Origin of the sequence: Nocardioides halotolerans DSM 19273 (genome assembly GCF_000422805.1) — a bacterium.
GTDB lineage: Bacteria > Actinomycetota > Actinomycetes > Propionibacteriales > Nocardioidaceae > Nocardioides > Nocardioides halotolerans.
In genome coordinates this window covers 185,772-208,485 of record NZ_KE383924.1, presented here as the reverse complement: position 1 = coordinate 208,485, position 22,714 = coordinate 185,772, and the positions used below count along the sequence as shown (strand labels likewise).

The following is a 22,714-nucleotide window of genomic DNA, read 5'->3' as shown; positions in this document are numbered from 1 at the left end:
GTCGCCTCGCATGAGGGTCCCGATCCCGCCGGTCCCGCTGCCGGACCACCTGGTCGAGGTCGCCCGGGAGTACGACGAGGGGCGCCGGGCGCCCGTCGAGCCGCGCGACGCGGCGACGGTGATCCTCCTGCGACCCTCGGCGCACGGGCCGGCCGTCTACTACCTGCGGCGGCAGGTCTCGATGGAGTTCGCGGGCGGCATGTTCGTCTACCCCGGTGGTGGCGTGGACCCGCGCGACTTCGACCGCGACGTCGCGTGGGACGGGCCCTCGCCTGCCGAGTGGGCCACGCGGCTCGGCTGCGATGAGGAGATGGCGCGGGCGCTGGTGTGCGCGGCGGTGCGCGAGACGTTCGAGGAGTCCGGCGTGCTCCTGGCCGGGCCGCACGCCCACGAGGTCGTCGCCGACACGACCGGTGCCGACTGGGAGGCCGACCGCGCGGCGCTAGAGTCGCGCGAGCTGGCGATGACGGAGTTCCTCACCCGCCGGGGGCTGGTGCTGCGCACCGACCTGCTCGGCGCGTGGGGCGCCTGGCTGACGCCGATCTTCGAGCCGAAGCGCTACCGGACGTGGTTCTTCGTCGCGCTGCTGCCCGAGGGCCAGCGGACCCGCGACGTGTCGTCGGAGTCCTCCGAGGTGACGTGGCTGCCGGCGGCCGACGCGGTGGCGATGGCCGAGCGCGGCGAGATGCTGATGCTGCCGCCGACGTACCTCACCTCGCTGGAGGTCGCCGGCCACGGCTCGCCCGCGGAGGTCGTCGACGCCGCGCAGGGCCGGACGGTCCAGATGCACATGCCGGCGATCGAGCCGCTCGAGGAGGGCTGGACCCTGTCGATCCCCGACCACCTGCGGTCGGTGCTCGCGGGCCGCGCGGGCTCATGAGCGAGCCCTGGGCCGGCGGGTCGTTCGGGGAGCGGGCGCGCTGCCTGCTCGCGCCCAACCCCGGCCTGATGACGCTCGACGGCACGAACAGCTGGGTCCTGACCGAGCCCGGCGCCTCGCGCTCGGTGGTCGTCGACCCGGGCCCGATCGAGGACGGTCACGTCGACGAGCTCGACGAGCAGACCGGCGACGTCGCGCTGGTCCTGCTGACCCACCACCACTACGACCACTCCGAGGTCGCGGTCGACCTCGCGACCCGCAAGGACTGCCCGGTCCGGGCCCTCGACCCGGCGTACTGCTTCGACGGCGACCCGCTCGCCGACGAGGAGGTGATCGACGTCGACGGGCTCCGCCTGCGCGTGGTCACCACCCCCGGCCACACCGCCGACTCGGTGTCCTTCGTTGTCCCCGCCGAGGGGGCCCTGCTGTCCGGCGACATGGTGCTCGGCCGCGGCACGACGGTCGTCGCCCACCCCGACGGCCAGCTCGGCGCCTACTTCGAGTCCATCGAGCGGATGAGGTCACTCGCCGCGTCCGGCGAGGTCGCCACGATCTGGCCCGCTCACGGCCCGGTGCTCGACGACGCCCTTGGCACCTTGGAGTACTACCTCGTCCACCGCCGCCAGCGCCTCGGGCAGGTCGAGTCCGCACTCGCCCGGCTCGGAGTCGCCGTACCCGACCCCGACGACGACCACCTGCCCCGCCGGGTCGTCGAGATCGTCTACCAGGACGTCGACGAGTCCCTCTGGGGCGCCGCCGAGTGGTCGGTCCGCGCCCAGCTCGCCTACCTCGCGGAGCGGCCGGTTTAAGACCAAATCAGCGCAATCGCGCCAGATTGGTCTGGTTTCACGCGTGAAACAAGACCGATCCAGCGCAATTGCGCTGAAAGTGCCCTGTGGATGACCGTCAGGACCGCCTTGGAGCGGGCAGATCGTTTGCATGCGGAAGAAGCCCAAGCTGGTCCAGTTCGATCGTCCGTTCACGCGCGCGGAGTACCTCGCGGCCGGTGGAGGTCGGAGTGCGCTGAAAGGTGCGCGGTTTCGAGAGATCGTCAAGGCGGTCTTCGTCGACCGAGATCAAGACGACAGCGACTCGCGGGTTCGCGCTGCGCTGATGATCCATCCTGAGGGCGCCTTCGCGAGCCACTGGAGTGCCGCTCGGGTGCTGGGGCTCCCGGTGCCGGACAACCCGTTCGAGCACGTGACCGTGCGGGAGAAGGAGGACCGTCGATACCGGCCCTGGATCAAACCGCACGTGACGATCCGCGAACGAGGCGTGATGGTCGTGCGCGACATCCCGGTCACCGACCCGATCACGACGTTCCTCCAGATGGCCGGGCACCTCTCCCTCGTCGACCTGGTGGTCCTGGGAGACGCGATCGTGCGGCGCTACCGGATCGCGCCGGCGCGACTCCTCAAGGCGGCGCGAGCGAGCAGCGACTACTACGCCGCAGCCGCGAGGAGGGCCGCTGAATACGTACGTAAGGGCGTCGACTCTCCGATGGAGACGCGGCTGCGCATGCTGATCGTCCTTGCCGGTCTACCGGAGCCCGTGGTGAACCTCGTGCTGGTGCACGAGGACGGGTCGTGGAGGCGTCGCTTAGACCTCTGCTACCCGAGGATCAAGCTGGTGGTGGAGTACAACGGCCGGCACCACCGGAAGGAGGCGCAGCGCGCCTCGGACGAGGCGAGGGCGAGCGAGCTCGAGCCCGAGGGCTACCTGATCCTCCCGTACGAGGCCGAAGACATCTACGTGACTCCCGAAGCGACCCTGCAGCAGATTCGCCGCCACCTGATCCTTCGTGGCTGGGGCGACGTACCACCGATCAACGACACGTGGCGTCGCGAGTTCGCCGCCTGAACGTTGGGGCCGCCGCTAAGACCAAATCAGCGCAATCGCGCCCGATGGGTCGTGTTTCACGCGTGAAACCAGACCGATCCAGCGCCTTTGCGCTGATTTGGTCGGGTTTGTCAGGCCCGCTTGACGGGCAGAGCGCGCAGTCAGCGGGCGCGGCGGGCCAGCCGCTCGACGTCCATGATCACGACGGAGCGCGGCTCCAGGCGCAGCCAGCCGCGGGAGGCGAAGTCGGCCAGCGCCTTGTTGACGGTCTCGCGGGAGGCGCCGACCAGCTGGGCGAGCTCCTCCTGGGTGAGGTCGTGATGGACGTGCACGCCGTCGTCGGCGGTGCGGCCGAAGCGGTCGGCGAGGTCGAGCAGGGCCTTGGCGACGCGGCCGGGCACGTCGGAGAACACCAGGTCGGCGACGACGTCGTTGGCCTTGCGGAGACGGCCGGCCAGCTGGGTGAGCAGGCCGCGGGCGACGACCGGGCGACCCTCGAGCCAGCGCAGGAGGTCCTCGTGCGACAGCGAGGCGAACGTCGTGTCGGTGACCGCCGTGACCGTCGCGGAGCGCGGCCCGGGGTCGAAGAGCGACAGCTCGCCGAACATCTGGCCGGGACCGAGGATGGCCAGCAGGTTCTCGCGGCCGTCGGAGGAGGTGCGGCCGAGCTTCACCTTGCCGTCGAGGACGACGTAGAGCTTGTCGCCCGAGTCGCCCTCGTGGAACAGCACGTCGCCGCGACGCAGCCGCGTCTCGCCCATCGAGGACCGCAGCGCGGTCGCCGCCTCGTCGTCGAGCGCGCTGAAGAGCGGTGCCTGACGAAGCACGTCGTTGTCCACGGGATCCTCCGCCTCACGGCTCGCTCGGTGCCGAGCCGTGGGAATCCTATCCAGTGGGATGGGTCACAGGAACAACCGGCATCGCCGGGCCCGTCGCGCCCGCACCCGCAGGTGTGGTCGCTCAGAGGTAGCGCAGCCAGATGTACGGCGCGGTCAGCGCGACCGTCACGACGGTGACCACCAGGCCGTACTTGGTGAACTCCCAGAAGCCGATCGGGTGGCCGGCCCGGCGGGCCAGCCCGATCATCACCACGTTGGCGGAGGCACCGACCGCGGTGGCGTTGCCGCCCAGGTCGGCCCCGAACGCCAACGACCACCACAGCGCGTGGTCGTCGCCCGGGATGGTGGAGGCCAGACCGAGGACGACGGGCGACATCGTCGCGACGTACGGGATGTTGTCGACGATCGCCGACAGCACCGCCGAGCCGCCGAGCAGCGTCATCGAGGCCAGCCCGAGCTTGCCGTCGGTCGCGTCGGCCAGCGTCTCCGACATGTCGGCGACGACCCCCGTCTCCACCAGCGCGCCGACCATGACGAACAGGCCGCCGAAGAAGACCAGCGTCGACCACTCGACGTCGGCCAGCGCGTCGCCGACCTCGACGTCGGTGATCAGCATCAGCAGGCCGGCGCCCAGCAGGGCCACGACCGACGGCTCGTAGTGGAGCACCGGGTGCAGGACGAACGCCGCCACCACCAGCGCCAGCACCACGAGCGACTTCACCAGCAGTCCGCGGTCCTTGATGGCCTCCCGCTCGTCCAGCGCCATCACCGCCTCGGCTCGCTCCGCGTCGAAGACGAACGCGGAGCGGAAGAGGAACCGGCACATGAGGCAGAGCACGGCCATCAGGACGACCACCCAGGGCGCCATGTTGACCAGGAAGTCGTTGAAGGAGAGGTCGGCTCGGCTGGCGATGATGATGTTCGGCGGGTCGCCCACCAGCGTGGCCGCGCCCCCGATGTTGGAGGCGAGCACCTCGGCGATGAGGAACGGCACCGGCTGCAGCGCGAGCCGGTCGCAGACGAGGAACGTCACCGGGGCGATGAGCAGGATCGTCGTGACGTTGTCGAGCATCGCGGACGCCGCCCCGGTCAGGACGACGAGCAGCACCATCAGTTGGTAGGGCTTGCCGCGGGACCGCTTCGCGCACCAGATGGCGACGTACTCGAAGACGCCCGTGCGCCGCAGCACCGAGACGATGACCATCATCCCCAGCAGCAGGAAGATGACGTCCCACTCGATGCCGCTCTCCGGGCTGAAGAATGCCGACCCCGAGTCGGTCACGTGCAGGAGCAGCATCAACCCGGCGCCGACGAGGGCGACCTTGGTGCGATCCACCCGGTCGGCGACCAGGAAGACGTAGGCGCCAATGAAGACGGCGACGGCGAGGGTGGCGTCCACGAGGCTCCGTTCGGGGTGACTGACTACCTCGCCGACCAGACTTCCCGGCACACCGCGCCCCACTGTAGAGGCAAGGTCGCCGGTCCCGCCGACTAGCCTCGACCCGGTGAAGGCCCGAGATCTCGCCGTGCCGTACCCCACCGTCCGCATGGAGACCGACGCGCTGACCGCCGCACGCCTGCTCACCGAGCACAACCGGCCCGGGCTGATCGTCGTCGACGAGCGCGACCACCCGCTGGCCGTGCTCCCGGGGTCGCAGGTGCTCCGGGCCCTGATCCCGAGCTACATCCAGGACGACCCGACCCTGGCCCGGGTGCTCGACGAGGGCTTCTCCGACGCCATCTGCGACACGCTCGCAGAGCACACGGTCGAGGAGCTGGTGCCCAAGGACCGGGCGCCGCTGCCCGTCGCCAACGACGACGACACGGTGCTCGAGATCGCGGCGATGATGGCCGCCAACCGGTCCCCGCTCGTCGCCGTGCTCGACGGCAAGGGCGAGAAGGCCGCCCTCCTGGGCGCGGTGAGCGTCTACGACCTCCTCGGGAGGATCCTGCCGAGGAGCGATGTCGAGGGCGGACCGTAGGCTGGCGCCGTGACCGTGGCCCAGGCGCCCACCACGCTCGTGCGGCGTGCGCGCAAGATCAACCGGGTGCTCGGCGAGACCTACCCCGACGCCCGCTGCGAGCTCGACTTCGACAACCCCTTCGAGCTCCTCGTCGTCACGGTGCTCAGCGCCCAGACGACCGACAAGCGGGTCAACGCCGTGCGCCCCACGCTGTTCGCCGCCTACCCCGACGCGCGCGCCATGGCCGCCGGCGACCGCGACAGGCTCGAGACGATCGTCGGTCCGCTCGGGTTCTTCCGGGCCAAGACCGAGTCGCTGCTCAAGCTGAGCGCCTACCTCGTCGAGCACCACGACGGCGAGGTGCCGCGCTCGCTCGACGAGCTCGTCAAGCTCCCGGGAGTGGGTCGCAAGACCGCCAACGTCGTGCTCGGCAACGCCTTCGGCATCCCCGGCATCACCGTCGACACCCACTTCGGCCGGCTCGCGCGCCGTTTCGGCTGGACCGAGGAGACCGACGCGGTCAAGGCCGAGCACGCCGTCGGTGCGCTGTTCCCCAAGAAGGACTGGGTGCTGCTCAGCCACCACCTGATCTGGCACGGTCGCCGCTGCTGCCACGCCCAGAAGCCGGCCTGCGGGGCCTGCCCGGTCGCGCGCTGGTGCCCGTCGTACGGCGCCGGCCCCACCGACCCCGAGACCGCCGCCACGCTGCTGCGCACCGAAGGACGCGCGTGAGGAAGGCCGTGGCGGTCCTCGCCGCCGCGCTGCTCGTCGGCACCCTCGCCGCCTGCGACGACGACGAGACGCCGTTCATCCCCGGACCCGGTCCGAGCAAGGTCGAGGTGGACACTCCCGAGCTGCGGGCGCTCAAGGCGGAGACCGGCATGGAGGACTGCCGGCCCGGCCCCGGCGGAGGCGCGCTGCCCGACGTCACGCTCGAGTGCCTCGGCGGAGGCACGCCCGTCGACCTCGCGAGCCTCACCGGTCCGATGGTGCTGAGCTTCTGGTTCGCCGGGTGCGAGCCGTGCAAGAAGGAGATGCCGGCCCTCCAGGCCTTCTACGACGACCACGGCGACCGGGTGCCGGTGCTCGGCATCGACTTCCAGGACCAGTACCCCGGCAGCGCCCTCCAGACGGCCGAGGAGCGCGGCGTGACCTACCCCTCGCTGGCCGACCCCGGCGGCGACCTGATGGGCACCGACGAGTTCGCGAAGGTCCGCACCGGCCTGCCGGCGATGTACTTCCTCGACGCGAAGGGCGCCATCTCCTACGTCGAGTTCGGCGGCCTCGACTCCGAGCGGCAGATCGCCGACCTGGTGCGCGAGCACCTCGGGGTCGACCTGTGACGGCGGGGGCGGACCGACCCGGGCTGCCCGACTGGCTGCGGCCGGTCGAGGAGGCCGCGCGCTCGATCACCGTCCACGACCTGACCCGCTTCATGCCGCCCGAGGACGAGGACCCCCGCGCCAGCGCGGTGCTGATGCTGTTCGGCGAGGGGCCCGACGGCCCCGACCTGCTGCTCACCGAGCGCAGCCACACGATGCGCTCCCACCCCGGTCAGGTGTCGTTCCCCGGCGGGTCCGTCGACCCCGGCGAGACCGCGCAGCAGACCGCGCTGCGCGAGGCCGAGGAGGAGACCGGCCTGACCCCGTCGGGGGTGGAGGTGTTCGCGGAGCTGCCGCCGTTGTGGCTCCCGCCGAGCAACTACTCCGTCACGCCGGTGCTCGCCTGGTGGCGTGAGCCCAGCGCCGTCCACGCGGTCTCCGCCGACGAGGTGCACGCGGTCTACCGCGTCCCGATCGCCGAGCTGCGCGACCCCGCGCACCGCATCACCGTCGGCGGGCCCGGCGGCTGGCGCAGCCCCGGCTTCCTGATCGGTCCCGACAAGGACGTCATCTGCTGGGGGTTCACCGCGGGCGTGATCGCCCGCCTCTTCGAGTACCTCGGCTGGATCGAGGACCTCCCCGACGCCCCCGACCAGGAGCTGCCGGCGTACATGATGGTCGGTCGTCGCCCGGGCCCACCGGTCCGGCCCAACACCGAGTTCGACCGCCGGCGACGCCGATGAACCTCCTCGACTGGCTGCTCATCGTGCTGGTGCTGGCGTACGCCGTGTCCGGCTACTGGCAGGGCTTCGTCACCGGCGCCTTCGCCACCGCCGGGCTGCTGCTGGGCGGGCTCCTGGGCGTCTGGCTCGCGCCGGTCGCCCTGGGCGACGCCGACCCGTCGCTGCTGGTCTCGCTCGGCGCGCTCTTCATCGTGATCCTGGCGGCGTCGTTGGGGCAGGGCCTGATGCAGTGGGGCGGCGCCAAGCTGCGCGACCGGATCACCTGGCAGCCGGTGCGCGCGCTCGACGCGATCGGCGGCGCCGCCCTCAGCGCCTGCGCGGTGCTGATCGTCGCCTGGGCTCTCGGCGTCGCGGTCTCGGGATCGCGCATCGACGGCGTGACCCCGATGGTCCGGAGCTCCGCGGTCCTCGCCAAGGTCAACGAGGTGCTGCCGCAGCGCGCCGCCGGGGTCCTCGACGCGTTCAACGAGGTGGTCGGCACCAGCTTCTTCCCGCGCTACCTCGAGCCGTTCTCACCCGAGCGGATCGTCGACGTCAAGGCCGGCGACCGGCGGATGCTCCGCGACCCCGACGTGACGCGCGCCGGCGGCAGCGTGCTCAAGGTGCGCGGCACCAACGACTGCGGCCGCGGCATCGAGGGGTCCGGGTTCCTCTACGCCCAGGACCGGCTCATGACCAACGCCCACGTGGTCGCCGGCGTCGACGACCCGCAGGTCGTGGTCGGTGACGACACGATGGACGCCCGGGTCGTCTTCTACGACCACAACCTCGACATCGCCGTCCTCGAGCTCGACAGCGGCTCGATCCCCGTGCTGCCGTTCACGCCGGACGGCGACCCGGCCGAGCCCAAGGACTCGATCGCGATCCTCGGCTACCCCCAGGACGGGCCCTTCGACATCGAGGCCGGCCGCATCCGCGCGAAGCAGACGCTGCGCTCGCCCGACATCTACGGCGACGGCGCCGTGATCCGCGACGTGTTCTCGATCCGCGGGCTGGTCCGCCCCGGCAACTCCGGCGGCCCGATCGTCGACTCCGCCGGCCAGGTGGTGGGGGTCGTCTTCGCCGCCTCGGTCACCGACGACGACACGGGCTACGCCCTCACCGCCGACCAGGTGCGCGACGCGGCCGAGGAGGGCCGCACCAGCGGCACCGAGAAGTCGACCGAGGGCTGCGCGCGGTAGCTCTACCCCCGCGAGCTTCGGCCCCCAGTCCGTGGCGCCAGCTTCGCGGCGCCTGACTCGCTGGCGCTCGCTGCGGCGCAGGCGCCACGGCCCGGAGGCCGATCGCGGGGCGCCTCGCTGCGCTCGGAACTACCGGGTCGCTGCGCTCCCACGCTCCCAGTGCGCTCCCAACTACCCCCGCGCTCCGGCCCCTGAGGCGGAGCGGGTCAGCTCTTTCCCTTGAGCGCCTTCGGGATCTCGCGGCCCTGTTCGATCGCCTTCTCGGGCGGGCCGACCTGCTTGAGCTTCTTCACGCCGATGAAGCCGAGCAGGGCGGTGACCAGGAACCAGAACCCGGTCACGATGAGGAACGACCAGTGCAGTCCGAGCCCCGCCCAGGCGATGAAGTAGACGATCGTGAACGACAGCATGATCACGCCGAGGACGGCGATGAACGCCGCACCGGCGAGCAGCCCGATGCCGAGCCCGCCGGCCTTGACGCTGACCTTGAGCTCCGACTTCGCGAGCTCGATCTCCTTGGAGACCAGCGTCGAGATGTCGCGGGTGGCGTCGGCTACCAGCCGCCCGATCGTGGGGTCGTCGGGTGCCGGCCCGCGCACCGGGGTCCGGCTGCTCCCCGCAGCGTCGATGGCCATGGTCCGACACTACCCACCGCTGCGCTCCTCGATTCGTCGGTAGGCCCGGTTGCGAACGCCGAGGACGACGGCGGCGAGGAGGGCAGCCAGCACCGACCCCGTCAGGACCGCGACCTTGACGTGCTCGTCGCGCATGCTGCCGGCGCCGAACGCGAGCTCGCCGATGAGCAGCGAGACGGTGAAGCCGATGCCGGCGAGGAACGACATCCCGATGACGTCGACCCACGTCAGCCCCTCGTCGAGCTCGGCCCGGGTGAACCGCGCGACCAGCCAGGTCGAGCCCGCCACGCCCAGGCTCTTGCCGACGACCAGGCCGGCGACGACGCCCGCGGCCACCGGGTCGCTCAGCGCGTCGACCAGGCCGGAGAGCCCGCCGACGTCCACGCCGGAGGCGAAGAACGCGAACACCGGGACGGCCAGCCCCGCGGAGATCGGGCGCACGAGGTGCTCGAGGTGCTCTGCGAGCCCGTGCTCGCGGCCCTCGGCCGGACGCAGGACCGGCACCGCGAAGCCCAGCAGGACCCCGGCCACGGTCGCGTGCACCCCCGACGCGTGCACGAGACCCCAGGCGAGGAGGGCGAGCGGCAGCAGCACCCACGCGTTGCGCAGCCGTCGGTGGGCCAGCCACGCGAACAGCGCCAGCGGCAGCGCCGCCAGCGCCAGGTAGGCGACGTGGAGCTCGTCGGTGTAGAAGACCGCGATCACCACGATCGCCAGCAGGTCGTCGACCACGGCCAGGGTCAGGAGGAACGTGCGCAGACCGCTGGGCAGGTGCGAGCCGATGACGGCGAGCACGGCGACGGCGAACGCGATGTCGGTCGCGGTCGGGATCGCCCAGCCGCCCAGGGCGCCGTCGCGCGCGTTGACGGCGACGTAGAGGACCGCGGGGAGGACCATCCCGCCCACCGCGGCCGCGACCGGCAGCGCGGCCCGGCGGGGGTCGCGCAGCTCTCCCGCCACGAACTCGCGCTTGAGCTCGAGCCCGGCCACGAAGAAGAAGATCGCCAGCAACCCGTCGGCCGCCCAGCCGCCCAGCGTCAGGTCGAGGTGCAGCGAGTGCGGCCCGATGGTGAGGTCGCGGAGGTCGGCGTACGACGACGACCAGGGCGAGTTCGCCCAGACCATCGCCGCGGCGGCGCCGACGAGCAGCAGCAGGCCGCCGACCGTCTCGGCCCGCAGCACCTCGGCGACGCGCGAGGACTCCAGGAACGACGACGGCGCGAACAGCCGTCCGAGGCGTGAGGACGGCTGGTGGCGGCTCAGTCCTCGGCCTTGCCGGCGTTGATCCCGTCGGAGATCAGGTCCATCACCGAGCTGTCGGCAAGCGTCGTGACGTCGCCGACCTCGCGGTTCTCGGCGACGTCCTTCAGCAGCCGCCGCATGATCTTGCCCGAGCGGGTCTTCGGCAGCTCGGGGACGATCATGATCTGGCGCGGCGTGGCGATCGGGCCGATCTCCTTGCGGACGTGCTGGCGCAGGTCGGCGACGATGTCCTCGCCGCCGTCCCCGGCCTCGTCGCGCAGGATGACGAACGCCACCACGGCCTGGCCGGTGTCCTCGTCCTTCGCCCCGACGACCGCGGCCTCCGCGACCTTCGGGTGCGACACGAGCGCCGACTCGATCTCGGTGGTGGAGAGCCGGTGGCCGGAGACGTTCATGACGTCGTCGACGCGGCCGAGCACCCAGAGGTCGCCGTCCTCGTCCTTCTTGGCGCCGTCGCCGGCGAAGTACCAGCCCTCCTTCCTGTACTTCGACCAGTAGGTGTCGCGGAACCGGTCGTCGTCGCCCCAGATCGTGCGGAGCATCGAGGGCCACGGCTCGGTGAGCACGAGGTAGCCGCCGGAGCCGTTGGGCACCGACTCGCCCTCCTCGGTCACCACGTCGGCGGAGACGCCCGGGATCGGGATCATCGCCGAGCCCGGCTTGCCGTGCGTGACGCCGGGCAGCGGGCTGATCATGATCGCGCCGGTCTCGGTCTGCCACCAGGTGTCGACCACGGGCGTGCGGTCGCCACCGATGACGTGGCGGTACCACACGTAGGCCTCGGGGTTGATCGGCTCACCGACCGAGCCGAGCACGCGCAGCGACGACATGTCGTAGCGGTCGGGGATCTCGTGGCCCTGCTTCATGAACGACCGGATCGCGGTCGGGGCGGTGTAGAAGATCGAGACCTTGTGGTCCTGCACGATCTTCCACCAGCGGCCCTTCTCGGGGGTGTCCGGCGTGCCCTCGTAGATGACGCCGGTGGTGGCATTGGCGAGGGGGCCGTAGACGAGGTAGCTGTGGCCGGTGACCCAGCCGACGTCGGCGGTGCACCAGTAGACGTCGGTCTCCGGCTTGAGGTCGAAGACCGCCCAGTGGGTGTACGCCGCGCCGGTGAGGTAGCCGCCCGTGGTGTGCAGGATGCCCTTCGGCTTGCCGGTCGAGCCGGACGTGTACATGACGTAGAGCGGGTGCTCGGAGTCGAAGAACTCGCACTCGTGCTCGGTCGACGCCTGCTCGACGACGTCGTGCCACCACACGTCGGGCCCCCCCGTCTCAGGGCCGTCCCAGTCGACGTCCTGCCCGGTCCGCCTGACCACGAGCACCTTCTCGACGATGTGCCCATCGCGGTCCTGGCACTTGGCGCGCGCCTCGTCGACCGCCGGCTTGAGCGCCGAGGCCGAGCCGCGGCGGTAGCCGCCGTCGGCGGTGATGATCACCTTCACGCCGCAGTCGACGACGCGGGTCGCGAGCGCGTCGGAGGAGAACCCGCCGAACACGACCGTGTGCGGCGCGCCGATGCGGGCGCACGCCAGCATCGCGACGACGGTCTCGAGGATCATCGGCATGTAGATGGCGACCCGGTCGCCCTTCTCCACGCCGAGCGCGGTCAGCGCGTTGGCCGCCCGGCAGACCTCGTCCTTGAGCTCGGCGTAGGTCACCGACCGGCTGTCGCCCTCGGGCTCGCCCACCCAGTGCAGGGCGACCCGGTCACCGAGGCCGGCCTCGACGTGGCGGTCGAGGCAGTTGTACGCCGCGTTGAGGGTGCCGCCGACGAACCACTTCGCGAAGGGCGGGTTCGACCAGTCGAGCACCTGGTCCCACTTCGTGTCCCAGTGCAGCCGCTCGGCCTGCTCGGCCCAGAACGCCTCGCGGTCGCTGTCGGCCCGCGCGTAGGCCTCCTCCTTGAGGTTGGCCTCGGCCGCGAGCTCCTTGGGCGGCTCGAAGCGTCGGTCCTCCTTGAGCAGGTTGGACAGGGTCTCCTCGGTGCTGGTCAACGAACCTCTCCTCGTCCTGGCGCAGAGCTACGTCTTGTCGCCACAGTAGGACACGCCTGGACGCGAGTCGTGTGCCGGAGGACGCTCCCCACGTATACGCCCTCCGGCACCCGAACCCCCGAGATGCCTAGTGGATGGCGGCGCGCTCCATGCCAGCCCCGGTGAGCGAGCGGACCTCGAGCTCGGTATAGCGCTCAGCGGTCTCCGGCTCCTTCGAGGTGACCGTGCCGAGCCACCCGAAGAAGAAGCCGGCCGGGATCGAGATGATCCCCGGGTTGCTGAGCGGGAACCACGACCAGTCGTGGTCCGCGAACAGCGCCGTCCCGGTGTCCGGTCCGGAGACGACCGGCGAGAAGAACACCAGGCCCACGCACACGATGAGGCCGCCGTAGATCGCCCAGACCGCACCACGGGTGTTGAACCGCCGCCAGAAGAGGTTGTAGATCAGCGACGGCAGGTTGGCCGAGGCCGCGACCGCGAAGGCGAGCGCCACGAGGAACGCGATGTTCAGCTTCTGCGCCGGGATGGCCAGCACGATCGCGATGCCGCCGATGGCGAACGCCGCGATGCGCGCGACCCGGACCTCGTCCTTCTCCGTGGCCGTTCCGCGCTTCCACACCGTCGCGTAGAGGTCGTGGGCGACCGACGACGCCGAGGTGAGGGTCAGGCCCGCGACCACCGCGAGGATCGTCGCGAAGGCGACGGCGGAGATGAACGCCAGCAGGATCGCGCCGCCGGCGGTGCCGTCACCGCCACCGACCTCCTGGGCCAGCAGTGGCGAGGCCAGGTTACCGGTGGTCGCCGCCACCTGGCTGCCCGGGCCGGTGTCGAGCAGGGCCGCGGCACCGAAGCCGAGGACCAGCGACATCAGGTAGAAGCCGCCGATGATGCCGATGGCCCAGTTGACCGACGTCCGTGCGTCCTTGGCGGTCGGCACCGTGTAGAAGCGGATCAGGATGTGCGGCAGCCCGGCCGTGCCGAGGACCAGCGCCAGGCCGAGGGACAGGAAGTCGATCTGGCTGGTGGTGGTGGCGCCGTACTTGAGGCCCGGCTGGAGGAACGCCTCGCCCTTGCCGGTGTGCTCCGAGGCACCGCCGAGCAGCTCGCTGAGGTTGAAGTCGAACTTCGCGAGCACCAGGACGGTGATCAGGATCGTGCCGCTGATGAGGAGCACGGCCTTGACGATCTGCACCCAGGTGGTGCCCTTCATGCCGCCGACGGTGACGTAGAAGACCATCAGCGCACCGACCAGCACGATCGTGACGCCCTTGGCGAACTCGCCCTCGACGCCGAGCAGCAGCGTCACCAGCGCGCCGGCGCCGACCATCTGCGCGAGCAGGTAGAAGATCGACACCACGACCGTGGAGGTGGCCGCCGCCGTCCGGACGGGCCGCTGCCGCATCCGGAACGCCAGCTGGTCGGCCATCGTGAACCGGCCGGAGTTGCGCAGCAGCTCGGCGATGAGCAGCAGCGCGAGCAGCCAGGCGACGAGGAAGCCGATGGAGTAGAGGAAGCCGTCGTAGCCGGCGAGCGCGATCAGCCCCGAGATGCCGAGGAACGACGCCGCGCTCATGTAGTCGCCGGAGATGGCCAGGCCGTTCTGGAACCCGCTGAAGGAGCGGCCGCCCGCGTAGTAGTCGGCGGCGCTCTTGTTCTGCCGGCTCGCCCAGAACGTGATCGCGACGGTGATGCCGACGACCACGATGAAGAGGATCGTGGCCAGGGTCTCCGAGCTCATCGTCCGGCACCTCCGTTGCTCTCGTTGTTGAAGCGGAGCTCGACGTCGCGCGCGAGCTGGTCGACGTTGCGGTTCATGTACCGCGAGTAGAGCCAGGCGAGGAAGAACGTCGACGCGAACTGGAGCAGCCCGAAGACGAGCGCGATGTTGATGTTGCCGACGACCTTCTTGCTCATGAAGTCGACGGCCCAGTTGCTCATCACGACGTAGAGCAGGTACCACGCCAGGAAGATCGCGGTGGCCGGGAAGGCGAAGTTGCGGAACCGGCGGCGCAGCTCCACGAAGTCCGCCGAGTCGTGGAGCTCGTCGTAGAACGGATCGTGCCGGGCGGCCTGGTCACGCGCCGCCGGCGTGTTCGATGCATCGGTGGTCATCAAGATCCCCCTCGAGAACGATGTGATGCACCGCACAGTAAGGAGCGGTGGGCGCTGCTCAGTCGGGTGCGCGCGCCGGATGCGCCGGGTGGGGACGTGCGGTCGCCGAACGGTCGATTTCGTACGACGAGCGGCCTGACCTCGGGGTCAGCCCCGGTCGAGCGGGACCACTTCCGGGGTGTGCAGACGGACCATGAACCGGCCGGCGTGGCGGGGCACCGCGCCGCGGGTGAGCAGCGACACGACGACCATCGCCGCGAACGCGAGCGGCACGCTCCACGCCGCCGGCTGGCCGAGCAGCACGTCGACCCAGCTCTGGGGGACGCCGTCGTAGAGCGTCCAGCCCACGCCGGATCCCGCGCCCACGCCGCCGCAGACCAGCCCGGCGAGCGCTCCGGCGGGGGTGAGCCCGCGCCACCAGATGCCGAGCACGAGCAGCGGGCAGAACGTCGACGCGGCGACGGCGAAGGCGAGCCCGACGGCCCGTGCGACCGACAGGTCGGGCGCGAGCACCGCCGCCGCGAGCGGCACGCAGACGGCGACGGTCGCGCCGATGCGGAAGGCGGTGATGCCCGAGTAGTTGCCGCGGAGCACGTCCTGCGCGAGCACGCCGGAGACCGCGATCGCCAGCCCCGACGAGGTGGACAGGAACGCCGCGAAGGCGCCGGCCGTCACGAGTCCGGTGAGCAGGTCGCCGCCGAGGCCGTCGAGCATCAGCCGGGGCAGCTCGAGCACGAGCGTGTCGTCGGCGTCCGCGCCGTAGGCCCGGCCGAGCGCCGCGTAGACCGGCGGGAGCAGGTAGAACACGCCGAGCAGCGCGAGCACCACGAGCGTCGTGCGTCGTGCGGCGCGCCCGTCCGGGTTGGTGTAGAAGCGGACGACCACGTGCGGCAGCCCCATCGTGCCGAGGAACGTCGCGAGCACGATGGAGTACGTCGTGTACAGGCCCTGGCCGCCCTCGCCGAGGGGGAGCGACCACCGCGGGCCGCCGCCGGACGGGTGCGGGGCGCCGTCGCCGGCCCAGATCACGAGCAGCACCGCCGCGGGCACGAGCAGGGCGGTGAGCTTGAGCCAGTACTGGAACGCCTGGACGAACGTGATGCTGCGCATGCCGCCGCTGCCGACGTTGAGCACGACGACCGCGCCGACCACGACCGCGCCGACCCACTCGGGAGCGTCGACCGCGGCCGTCAGCGTGAGCCCGGCGCCCTGGAACTGCGGCAGCAGGTAGAGCCAGCCGATCGCGACGACCAGCACCGAGCAGAGCGCCCGCACCCGCCGCGACCCCAGCCTGGCCTCCGCGAAGTCGGGCAGCGTGTAGGCGCCGCTGCGGCGCAGCGGTGCGGCGACGAGCACCAGCAGCACGAGGTAGCCCGCGGTCCAGCCGATCGGGTACCACAGCATCTGCGCTCCGGCGGTGAGCACCAGCGCGGCGACGCCGAGGAAGCTGGCGGCCGAGAGGTACTCCCCGCCGATCGCCGAGGCGTTGAGCCGGGGCCGGACCGAGCGCGAGGCGACGTAGAAGTCGCTGGTCGTGCGCGAGATCCGCAGGCCGTAGGTGCCGATGGCGAGCGTGGCGAGGCTCACCACGACCAGGGCGACCAGCCCGGGGACCCCGTCGGTGGTCACTCCTCCATCACCTCGAGCAGAAGGGCGAAGTCGCGCTCGTTGCGCTCCGCGCGGCGCACGAACCGCAGGCCGAGCAGGACCAGCCACGGGTAGACGACGACGCCCAGCAGCAGCCACGTCACCGGCACCCACAGCACCTCGACGTCCGCCAGGCCGGGGAAGAGATGGAAGACCAGCGGCAGCGACCCGACCGTGAGCGCCAGCAGCGCCAGGATGCGCACGGCGAGCGCGAGCTGCTCGCGCAGGAGGCTGCTGAGGAAGACGTCGCCGAGCGCGGTCTGCTCGTCGATGTCGCCGGTGCGGGCGCGCGGGGCGTGCCGGCGCAGCGGGGGACCGGTGACGCGGACCCGGACCGGCCGGTGGTCGCTCACGAGCCCGCCCGCCGGCCGAGCAGCTCACGCAGCTGGCGGGTGTGGCGCCGCGCCACCACGAGGTCGACCGTGCTGTCGCGCGGCCCGACCGCCACGGTGCAGCGCCCGGACTCCATGCGGATCTCGGTGACGTGGCCGAGCGAGACCAGCAGCGAGCGGTGGATGCGGACGAACCCGGCGGCCGCCCACTCCTCCTCGAGCGTGGTCAGCGGCACCCGGATCAGGTGGGAGCCCTCGCCGGTGTGCAGCCGCGCGTAGTCGCCGTGCGCCTCGACGTGGGTCACGTCGGAGCGGTCGACGAAGCGGGTGACGCCCCCGAGCTCGACCGGGATCTGCACGTCCTCGACCGGGGCGGGCGCCCGGTCGCCGCCCTCGATGATCCTGCTCAGCGCGTCGGCGAGCCGCTCCGTGCGCACCGGCTTGAGGACGTAGTCGATCGCCCGCAGCTCGAACGCGTCGACGGCGTGCCCCTCGTGGGCCGTGACGAACACGACCGGAGGCGGCACGCGGAACCGCTTGAGCACCTGGGCGAGCTCCAGCCCGGTCAGCCCGGGCATCTGGATGTCGAGGAACACCGCGTCGACCTCGCGCTCGTGCAGCGTCCGGAGCGCCTCGGTGGCCGAGTCGCACGCGACCACCTCGCCGACGCGGTCGTCCTGGTGGAGGAGGTACTGGAGCTCGTCGAGGGCGGGTCGCTCGTCGTCGACCACCAGCACCCGCAGGGGCGTCACGCGCTCACCCCCGGAGCGAACTTCGGCACCCGCACCGTCACCTTGGTGCCCGCGCCCGGTGCCGTCTCGACGACCAGGCCGTACTCGTCGCCGTACGTCGCGCGGAGGCGGGCATCGACGTTGCCGAGCCCGACCGCGTCGAGGCTGACGTCGCCGGCCAGCGCGCGCCGCACCTTGTCGGGGTCCTCGCCGGCGCCGTCGTCCTCGACCTCGATGACGCACTCCTGGCCGCGGTCGTGCGCCTGGATGGTGATCGTGCCCGAGCCGGCGGCGCCCTCGAGACCGTGGCGGACGGCGTTCTCGACCAGCGGCTGGATGCACAGGAACGGCACCGCCACGGGCAGCACCTCGGGCGCGATCCCGAGCCTGACCGACAGCCGGTCGCCGAAGCGCGCCTGCTCGAGCAGCAGGTAGCGCTCGATCGACCGCAGCTCCTCGGCCAGCGTCGTGAACTCGCCGTGCCGGCGGAAGGAGTAGCGCGTGAAGTCCGCGAACTCCTGCAGCAGCGAGCGCGCGCGGTCGGGGTCGGTGCGCACGAAGCTCGCGATGGCGTTGAGCGAGTTGTAGATGAAGTGGGGGCTGATCTGCGCGCGCAGGGCACGGACCTCGGCCTCCATCAGCAGTGTGCGGCTGGCGTCGAGTTCGGCCAGCTCGAGCTGGCCCGACACCCACTGCGCGGTCTCGTCGGCGGCGAGGGCGAGGCCGGCGGTGGGGTACGGCGCGAAGGCGGCCAGCGTGCCGACGATCCGCTCCTCGACCACCAGCGGGCTCACCACCGCCGTGCGCACCGGGCAGCCCGGCACCTGGCACGGCAGGTCGCTGCGTCCGAACGACTGGGTGCGGCCCTTCTCCACCGCGCTCGCCACGAGCGCGCCGACCTGGCCCTCGTGGTGGTCGCCCTGGCCGTCCCACGCGAGGCAGCCCTCGGTGTCCGTGACCGCCAGCGCCGGCGTGCCCAGCAGGTCGCGCAGGTGGCGCACCGCCCGCTCCGCGCTGGCCGCGGTCAGCCCCTCGCGGAGCGCGGGCGAGGCGAGCGACGCGGTGTGCAGGGTGCGGAACGTCGCGCGGTCCGACTCCGAGCCGAGGTGCGTCCGCTGCCACACGCGCATGGGCATGGAGCCAGCATCACAGACGAGCCCGTCGTCAGGGCACCATCCACTCGAGCACCGCGGTCGACTGCAGCCAGACGATCAGGCACATCAGCGCCAGGAGCAGCAGGCTCCACCCGATCACCTTGCGGAAGATGTCGCCCTCCTTGCCGGCGAGGCCGACGGCCGCCGCGGCGATGGCGAGGTTCTGCGGGCTGATCATCTTGCCGAGCACGCCGCCCGAGGAGTTGGAGCCCGCCATCAGCACCGGGTCGAGCCCGGCCGAGCCGGCGGTCTGCACCTGGAGCGCCCCGAACAGCGCGTTGGACGACGTGTCCGAGCCCGTGACGGCGACGCCGAGCCAGCCGATGATCGGCGACAGGATGGCGAACGCGCTGCCCGCCCCGGCGAGCCAGGCGCCGAGCGAGCCGGTCTGGCCCGACAGGTTCATCACGTAGGCGAGCGCGAGCACCGCCATCACGGTGACGATCGCGGAGCTGAGGTCGACGTAGGTCTTGCCGTAGGTCCGCGCCATCTCGCGTGGCTTGACGCCCAGGATCAGCGCGGTGATCAGCCCGGCGATGATCATCAGGGTGCCCGCGGCGGGCAGCCAGCCGAGCGCGAAGCTGGTGGTGCTCACCGGGTCGCCTGCGGTGTTGCGGACGTCGAGGCCGGGCCAGGCGAAGACCTTGGTCCACGGCTCCTTCGCGAGCTGCTCCTTCACCGCGGTGATGTTGGTGATCGAGAAGATCGCGATGATCACGAGGTACGGCGCGTAGGCGCGCAGGATGTCCGCGCGGGTGTCGACGTGGTCGGGGTCGGTGAGGTCGTTGCCCGCCGCGCCGCCGGACGACGTACCACCCGAGCCGACGGAGACCGGCTCGCGGACGTCGGCCGCGTCCGCGGTGAGCACCTCCGCGGGCTGCCAGACCCGCACCAGCAGCACGACCGCGCCGGCCGCGACCAGCGAGGCGATGATGTCGGTGAGCTGCACGGAGATGTAGTTGGAGGCGACGTACTGCGCCAGCGCGAACGCGACGCCGCAGGTGAGCGCGGGCAGCCAAGCGTTCCTCGCGCCGCGCTTGCCGTCGACGATGATCACGAGGATCAGCGGGACGACGACGGCGAGCAGCGGCGTCTGCCGGCCGACCATCGCGCCGAGCGTCTCGGTGTTGAGGCCGGGGTCGTCGCCGGCGCCCGAGGTCACCGTGCCGAGCGTGACGATCGGCGTGGCCAGGGCACCGAACGCGACGGGCGCGGTGTTGGCGACCAGCGCGACGACGGCCGCCTTCATCGGCTGGAAGCCCATCGCCATCAGCATCACGACGGTGATCGCGACCGGCGTGCCGAAGCCGGCCAGCGCCTCGAGCAGCGCGCCGAAGCAGAACGCGATGATGATCGCCTGCACGCGCTGGTCGGGGCTGACCTTCTCGAACGAACGCCGGAGCACGTCGAAGTGCCCCGACGACACCGTGAGGTTGTAGACCCAGATCGCGTTGATGACGATCCAGAGGATCGGGAAGAAGCCGAACGCCGCGCCCTCGGTGCCGGCGAGGAGCGCCTGGTCGACCGGCATCTCGAAGAAGGTCACGGCGACCAGCAGCGCGACCGCCAGCGAGATGAGGCCAGCGACCCAGGCCTTGAGCCTGAGTCCGCCCAGGAGCACGAAGAGGGCGATCAGCGGCAGCGCTCCGCACAGTGCGCTCAGGGCGAGGGAGTCACCGACGGGCTGCAGTTCTTGTTGGAACATGACCCGACGGTTGCCCGATGTGGCCGCGGTCACACCCCTCGGGGTGACCGCGCGCGTGACCCCTAGCGGAAGTCGATGAGCAGCATGTCGGTCGACGACCCGTCCGAGACGACGTTCTCGCCGGTCGCGCCGCCCTCGCTGCCGGTGCTCCGGTCGGTCAACGTCGGCGTCACCCGGTCGAGCACCTCGGCGCGGAAGCAGCTCGCCGTATAGGGCAGCTGCATGCCGTCCATGCCGCGGCCGAAGTCGTCGTAGAACGCGAGCACCTCGGCCATCTTGGCCTCCTGCTCGGGCGCGGAGAGCGTGGCGACCGCGGAGCGCGAGCGGACGAGGTCCTGGATCGAGTGGCGGTCGACGAGCTGCCAGAAGCGGAACGACTCCTGGTCGACCTCGCCGAACAGCGCGCTCCTCCCGAGCACCTCGGCCGGGTCGCGCAGCTGGTCCTGGCTGCCGATGAGCCTGCCGAGCCGCTTGACCCATGGGATGCGCTCGTCGCGCTGGTTCCAGACCAGCGAGAGGTGGCCGCGCGGCCGCAGCACGCGCGCGATTTCGGGCAGTGCCTTGTCGGGGTCGAACCAGTGGAACGCCTGGGCGCTGACCACGACGTCGTACGACGAGTCGCCGGCGGGGATCTCCTCGGCCGTGGCCTGCGAGACGCGGACGTCGGGGAGGCGCTTCGAGAGGACGGCGAGCATCGCGGGGTCGGGCTCGGTGGCGTGCACGTCGTGGCCGAGGTCCACCAGCTGTGCCGTGAGCTTGCCGGTGCCGGCGCCCAGCTCGAGCACCGTGAGCGGCCGGTCGGAGGTCAGCCACACGGCCGCCTCACGGGGGTAGGTGGGCCGGCCGCGGTCGTAGGCGTCCGCGACCCCGCCGAAGGAACGGGCCGGCTGGGGCGTGCCCTCGTCGTGGATGCTCATGACTCGCCAAGTTACCCGCTGGATAGCCTCACGGCCGTGAGCCATTCCGACGATCCCCTTGCGTGGTTGGCGTCGTTTGAGGGCGTGCCGTCGGCGTTCGCCGCGGCGCGCGACGGCATCGACGTGGTGCTCCGCGACCGGGGCCTGCGGCGCACCTCGCCGGAGACCACGGCGGAGTCGCTGCTGCGCGGCGCGCACGCGTCGGCGGTGCTCGAGGGATCGGGGTCGTCGCTGGTCGAGGTGCGGTCGGGCGCGGGCGACTCGATCGCGACGGACGGGGTGCGGGTCTCGACCGGACTGCTGCGGCTGGCGCCGACGCTGACGCGCTCGCCCCTGCAGGCCCTGGCCCGCCTGCACACGCTGGCCGCCGCGGGCTCCGTCGACGAGGCCGGGCTCGGCCGCCCGCGCGACGCGACGTCGGCCGAGCGGCTGCAAGGCGTCGCGCGGCTGCTCAGCGGACCGGCGTCGGTGCCGGCCCTGTTGCTCGCCGCCGTGGTGCACGCCGACCTCGCGACCGCGGCGCCGTTCGCCTCCCACAACGGGCTCGTCGCCCGCGCCGCCGAGCGGCTCGTGCTGGTCGCGCGCGGTGTCGACGAGAAGTCGCTGACGGTGCCCGAGGCGGCGCACCTCGCGCTGCGGCCGGCGTACGAGTCCAACCTGCGCGCCTACCGCGACGGCGGCCCGAACGGCGTGCACGCGTGGCTCCTCTACGCCGCCGAGGCCTACGCCGCGGCGGCCGAGGCGAGCCCCCTGCGGCGCGAGGCTGAGTAGCCGGATCGCCTTCTACACAAGCAGAAACGGCCTCCGAGGAGGCCGCACCCACCTCTCAAGATCCTCCGTTGCGCCCGGAATATCAAGGCCTTGAGTGTCCCGCCGATCCGGCGTAGACATGAGGACGAGAACTCCAGATCAGCACGTGAACCGGGTACCCACGCGGCGATCTACCCTTCGCAGAGGGCGCTCGCCTGCGGAAACCTTCCGCGGCAGTAGTTGGATGTTGCACGCCTGGTAGCCGGGTTCACGTGTCAGCGGTGGCACTCGAGGTCCAGAACCCCGGGTGCCACCTGCACGTGGTGGGTCTGGGTCTGCGCTCGTGGTGCCGGTCGTGGGGCCCCGGGGGCTGGCGCCCCCTTCGGGCTGGGGCGGCGCCCTTCGAGGCTCGCAAGCTCGCACCTCAGGACAGGCGTCGCGGCGCGCGGCTCCGGCTCTCATTGCGTTGCGTCGGCCGCGCCGCGGCCAAGCCCCTTGACGCTCCGAGGGGGCGCCATCCCCCGGGGCCTCCGCGCACCGCCCTCGCTGCGTCATCACGGGGTGGGGTGGGCGGGCTCGTCAGCCGCTGCGCGGCTGCCTCGCCCGCGCGAAGCCTCGTGAGCCGGGACTGGGACTGGCCCACCGCTGATCGAGCTTGTCGAGATCTCCGCAGCGGAGGCACCCGGTCGACCCGGCGCGGGGT

At 71.7% G+C, this 22,714-nt stretch carries 22 protein-coding genes; 9 read left to right on the top strand and 13 right to left on the bottom strand.

From position 1 onward, the window contains the following. Nucleotides 1–10 precede the first annotated feature (10 nt). From G514_RS27900 to G514_RS0119485, 3 genes are all read left to right on the top strand, one after another. Nucleotides 11–880, top strand: a complete 870-nt coding sequence (locus G514_RS27900) for an NUDIX hydrolase (RefSeq protein WP_157545040.1) — start codon at nucleotides 11–13, stop codon at nucleotides 878–880. Further along, the gene (locus G514_RS0119490) at nucleotides 877–1,689 is read left to right on the top strand and encodes an MBL fold metallo-hydrolase (RefSeq protein ID WP_028653113.1); all 813 of its coding nucleotides are present in this window, start codon (nucleotides 877–879) and stop codon (nucleotides 1,687–1,689) included. Before G514_RS27900 ends, G514_RS0119490 begins: the two co-directional genes overlap by 4 nt. Nucleotides 1,690–1,819: 130 nt before the next feature. Further along, entirely contained in the window at nucleotides 1,820–2,740 is a 921-nt protein-coding gene (locus G514_RS0119485) for an endonuclease domain-containing protein (RefSeq protein WP_051247811.1), read from the top strand. A 140-nt stretch (nucleotides 2,741–2,880) separates the two neighbouring features. Here G514_RS0119485 and G514_RS0119480 read toward each other — a convergent pair whose 3' ends face one another. Both G514_RS0119480 and G514_RS0119475 read right to left on the bottom strand, forming a co-directional pair. After that, entirely contained in the window at nucleotides 2,881–3,558 is a 678-nt protein-coding gene (locus G514_RS0119480; protein ID WP_028653111.1) for a Crp/Fnr family transcriptional regulator, read from the bottom strand. Nucleotides 3,559–3,679: 121 nt separating this feature from the next. Beyond that, a complete protein-coding gene (locus tag G514_RS0119475) occupies nucleotides 3,680–4,957 on the bottom strand; it encodes an ArsB/NhaD family transporter (RefSeq protein ID WP_028653110.1) in 1,278 nt (425 codons plus the stop codon). A gap of 106 nt (nucleotides 4,958–5,063) precedes the next feature. Here G514_RS0119475 and G514_RS0119470 point away from each other — a divergent pair, with 106 nt between their 5' ends. The 5 genes from G514_RS0119470 to G514_RS0119450 are packed head-to-tail and all read left to right on the top strand — an operon-like array spanning nucleotide 5,064 to nucleotide 8,768. Beyond that, nucleotides 5,064–5,540 (top strand): CBS domain-containing protein, encoded by a 477-nt coding sequence (locus G514_RS0119470; protein WP_028653109.1) that lies wholly within the window; start codon nucleotides 5,064–5,066, stop codon nucleotides 5,538–5,540. 9 nt (nucleotides 5,541–5,549) lie between these two features. Next, nucleotides 5,550–6,254, top strand: coding sequence for an endonuclease III (nth, locus tag G514_RS0119465; RefSeq protein ID WP_028653108.1), 705 nt, complete (start codon nucleotides 5,550–5,552; stop codon nucleotides 6,252–6,254). Then, nucleotides 6,251–6,865 (top strand): TlpA family protein disulfide reductase, encoded by a 615-nt coding sequence (locus G514_RS27895; RefSeq protein ID WP_051247809.1) that lies wholly within the window; start codon nucleotides 6,251–6,253, stop codon nucleotides 6,863–6,865. Before nth ends, G514_RS27895 begins: the two co-directional genes overlap by 4 nt. After that, entirely contained in the window at nucleotides 6,862–7,587 is a 726-nt protein-coding gene (locus tag G514_RS27890) for an NUDIX hydrolase (protein WP_051247807.1), read from the top strand. The genes G514_RS27895 and G514_RS27890 overlap by 4 nt, the downstream gene beginning before the upstream one ends. Then, entirely contained in the window at nucleotides 7,584–8,768 is a 1,185-nt protein-coding gene (locus tag G514_RS0119450) for a MarP family serine protease (RefSeq protein ID WP_028653107.1), read from the top strand. The genes G514_RS27890 and G514_RS0119450 overlap by 4 nt, the downstream gene beginning before the upstream one ends. Before the next feature lie 206 nt (nucleotides 8,769–8,974). Here the strand turns inward: G514_RS0119450 and G514_RS0119445 are convergent, their stop codons facing one another. From G514_RS0119445 to G514_RS27880, 11 genes are all read right to left on the bottom strand, one after another. Next, nucleotides 8,975–9,403: a phage holin family protein gene (locus G514_RS0119445; protein ID WP_028653106.1), complete on the bottom strand. Its 429-nt coding sequence runs from the start codon at nucleotides 9,401–9,403 to the stop codon at nucleotides 8,975–8,977. Nucleotides 9,404–9,412: 9 nt separating this feature from the next. Continuing rightward, nucleotides 9,413–10,585, bottom strand: a complete 1,173-nt coding sequence (gene nhaA, locus G514_RS27885) for a Na+/H+ antiporter NhaA (protein ID WP_245582277.1) — start codon at nucleotides 10,583–10,585, stop codon at nucleotides 9,413–9,415. Between the two features lie 77 nt (nucleotides 10,586–10,662). Beyond that, complete coding sequence (gene acs, locus G514_RS0119435) at nucleotides 10,663–12,663, bottom strand: acetate--CoA ligase (RefSeq protein WP_028653105.1); 2,001 nt, start codon at nucleotides 12,661–12,663, stop codon at nucleotides 10,663–10,665. Between the two features lie 127 nt (nucleotides 12,664–12,790). Next, nucleotides 12,791–14,401 (bottom strand): solute symporter family protein, encoded by a 1,611-nt coding sequence (locus G514_RS0119430; protein ID WP_028653104.1) that lies wholly within the window; start codon nucleotides 14,399–14,401, stop codon nucleotides 12,791–12,793. Continuing rightward, nucleotides 14,398–14,775, bottom strand: coding sequence for a DUF485 domain-containing protein (locus G514_RS0119425; protein ID WP_036565564.1), 378 nt, complete (start codon nucleotides 14,773–14,775; stop codon nucleotides 14,398–14,400). The genes G514_RS0119430 and G514_RS0119425 overlap by 4 nt, the downstream gene beginning before the upstream one ends. 147 nt (nucleotides 14,776–14,922) lie before the next feature. Further along, nucleotides 14,923–16,404, bottom strand: coding sequence for a sodium/solute symporter (locus G514_RS0119420; protein ID WP_028653102.1), 1,482 nt, complete (start codon nucleotides 16,402–16,404; stop codon nucleotides 14,923–14,925). Then, nucleotides 16,401–16,775, bottom strand: a complete 375-nt coding sequence (locus G514_RS0119415) for a membrane protein (RefSeq protein ID WP_028653101.1) — start codon at nucleotides 16,773–16,775, stop codon at nucleotides 16,401–16,403. Before G514_RS0119415 ends, G514_RS0119420 begins: the two co-directional genes overlap by 4 nt. Then, a complete protein-coding gene (locus G514_RS0119410) occupies nucleotides 16,772–17,506 on the bottom strand; it encodes a LytR/AlgR family response regulator transcription factor (protein WP_028653100.1) in 735 nt (244 codons plus the stop codon). Before G514_RS0119410 ends, G514_RS0119415 begins: the two co-directional genes overlap by 4 nt. Further along, nucleotides 17,503–18,621 (bottom strand): sensor histidine kinase, encoded by a 1,119-nt coding sequence (locus tag G514_RS0119405; RefSeq protein WP_342662596.1) that lies wholly within the window; start codon nucleotides 18,619–18,621, stop codon nucleotides 17,503–17,505. The genes G514_RS0119410 and G514_RS0119405 overlap by 4 nt, the downstream gene beginning before the upstream one ends. A gap of 28 nt (nucleotides 18,622–18,649) precedes the next feature. Continuing rightward, a complete protein-coding gene (locus G514_RS0119400) occupies nucleotides 18,650–20,344 on the bottom strand; it encodes an L-lactate permease (protein WP_028653098.1) in 1,695 nt (564 codons plus the stop codon). 62 nt (nucleotides 20,345–20,406) lie between these two features. Continuing rightward, entirely contained in the window at nucleotides 20,407–21,261 is an 855-nt protein-coding gene (locus G514_RS27880) for a class I SAM-dependent methyltransferase (RefSeq protein ID WP_036565562.1), read from the bottom strand. 66 nt (nucleotides 21,262–21,327) lie between these two features. Between G514_RS27880 and G514_RS0119390 the strand changes: the two genes are divergently transcribed. Beyond that, the gene (locus G514_RS0119390) at nucleotides 21,328–22,032 is read left to right on the top strand and encodes a Fic family protein (protein ID WP_245582276.1); all 705 of its coding nucleotides are present in this window, start codon (nucleotides 21,328–21,330) and stop codon (nucleotides 22,030–22,032) included. Nucleotides 22,033–22,714 lie beyond the last annotated feature (682 nt).